Source organism: Stenotrophomonas sp. STEN087, from assembly GCF_056759115.1.
Genome location: NZ_JBRRCR010000166.1, coordinates 1 through 2,094, shown reverse-complemented (window position 1 = coordinate 2,094; position 2,094 = coordinate 1). Strand labels below are relative to the sequence as shown.

Sequence of the window (2,094 nt, the reverse complement as noted above, 5' to 3'; positions counted from 1 at the left end):
TTGGGTCGGTCTTGCGCCTGGGGTTTTTCTCCCCCGCTCCCCCCTTTCCGCCGCGGGGGCGCCGCGGCGGGGGCCCGCGCCCCCCGGCCGCCCCCCCCCCCCCGGCACTACCCTCTGCGGATGACATGATCATCCACGCATGGCGTGGATCTACTGGATCGCGCGCACGACATGGACCCATGCGGAAATCGCTCGGGCGGCGTGGACCAATGCGTAAGCAGTAGATCCACGCCATGCGTGGATGAAGCAGCGGTAGCGCCGGGCCATGCCCGGCGGAATTGCTCACCGCAGGTCAATGAACCCGTTGTCGCCCAGCTGCGCCGGCTCGTCCTGCACCGCCGACAGCACGAAGCTCAGCGCCTTGCCCAGCAGCGTGCCGGGGCCATCCCAGTACTCCGCCGAATCGGCGCGCACGTGGATCAGCCGCAGGTTCGGATCATCCTTGCCACCCGGGAAGAACAGCTTCATCGGCGGCGACCACAGCTCCTCGATCTTCTCCCGGTCATCGACGATGCGCGCACGTCCGGCCACCGACACGTACGTGTTCTTCGATGGCGAGGCATAGGCCACGTTGACCCGCGGATTGAGCGCGATCTCGGCCACCTTCGGGCTGTCTGCAGCGGTGGCGAACCAGAGGTCGCCATCGAAGGCGACCTGCTGGGTGCCCAACGGGCGGCTGTACAGGCGGCCGTCGACGCCGACGGTGGTGAACATGGCCACCTCCACGTCCTTGATCAGTTCGGCCAGCTGGGCAATGTGTTCGGCGCGGGAATCGGCCATGGTGGGGGCTCCGGTTGCAGGAGCCCCCATCAGACCCGGCGCGGCTGCAATGCGCCGTGATGCCGATGTTCAGCCCGCGTGGCGGGCGTGCCAGGCCTGCATGGCCAGCTCGAACGAGCGAAGGCGCGCGCGGTGGTCGTACAGGTTGGCGGTCAGCATCAGCTCGTCGGGCTTGTGGCGGTCGACGAAGGCGGCAATGCCCTCGGCCACCTGCTGCGGATCCCCCAGCACGGTGCAGGCCAGCGCGCGCTCCACGCCCAGCTTCTCGTGCGGTTCCCAGAAGGTCTCGATGTCGTCGATCGGCGCCGGAATGCGGCCCGGGCGGCCGCGGCGCAGGTTGACGAAGCTCTGCTGCTGGCTGGTGAACAACCGGCGCGATTCGGCTTCGCTGTCACTGGCGACGACATTCAGCGCGAGCATCGCGTGCGGCTGCTTGAGCGTGGCCGAGGGGCGGAATTCGCGGCGATAGACGGCCAGCGCTTCATCCATCGAATCGGGCGCGAAGTGCGAGGCGAACGCATACGGCAGCCCCATCGAAGCGGCCATGCGCGCGCCGAACAGGCTGGAGCCGAGGATCCAGGTCGGCACCCGCAGGCCGCCACCGGGGACAGCCTGCACGGCCTGGCCAGGCTGCACCGGTTCGAAGTAGTGCAGCAGCTCGCGCACGTCCTGCGGGAACTGGTCGGCGCTATCGAAGTAGCGGCGCAGCGCGCGCGCGGTGGGCTGGTCGGTGCCGGGCGCGCGGCCCAGGCCGAGGTCGATGCGGTCGGGGTACAGCGATGCCAGCGTGCCGAACTGCTCGGCCACCTGCAGCGGCGCGTGGTTGGGCAGCATGATGCCGCCGGAGCCGACGCGGATGCGCTGGGTGCCGCCGGCCACGTGGCCGATCAGCACGGCGGTGGCCGCGCTGGCGATGCCGGGCATGTTGTGGTGTTCGGCCAGCCAGTAGCGGCGGTAGCCCAGCGCATCGGCGTGCTGGGCCAGTTCCAGCATGTTGGCGAAGGCGGCAGTGGTATCGCTGCCCTCGCAGACCGGGGCCAGGTCGAGGATCGACAACGGGATCATCAGGCGTATTTCCGTCACAAGATGTCCCCTGCATGGGGTCGGGACGGGGCCACGGCCAGTGACGGTGGCAGGATGCTGATTCCTGCGGGGCGGGTTCAGGGCCGGCCACGCGTGACGGGTAGAGCCGGGGGCGGGGCGGGCGCGCAGCAATAAAACAAAACCAACAGCCGACCCCGCACACCAACCAACTAACACCAGAACCACGCGGCGCAGGCGGCCCCCGGGGCGCGTGCCCGGGGTTGCTGCGGG

Annotated in this window: 2 protein-coding genes; both read right to left on the bottom strand. The window is 69.5% G+C overall.

All coding sequences use genetic code 11. The features are described 5' to 3' along the window. Positions 1-282: 282 nt before the first annotated feature. On the bottom strand, positions 283-780 hold the full coding sequence (locus ACVOK1_RS20450) for a pyridoxamine 5'-phosphate oxidase family protein (RefSeq protein WP_108768453.1): 498 nt from the start codon (positions 778-780) through the stop codon (positions 283-285). Between the two features lie 69 nt (positions 781-849). Continuing rightward, on the bottom strand, positions 850-1,845 hold the full coding sequence (locus ACVOK1_RS20445; protein WP_108768452.1) for an LLM class flavin-dependent oxidoreductase: 996 nt from the start codon (positions 1,843-1,845) through the stop codon (positions 850-852). Positions 1,846-2,094 lie beyond the last annotated feature (249 nt).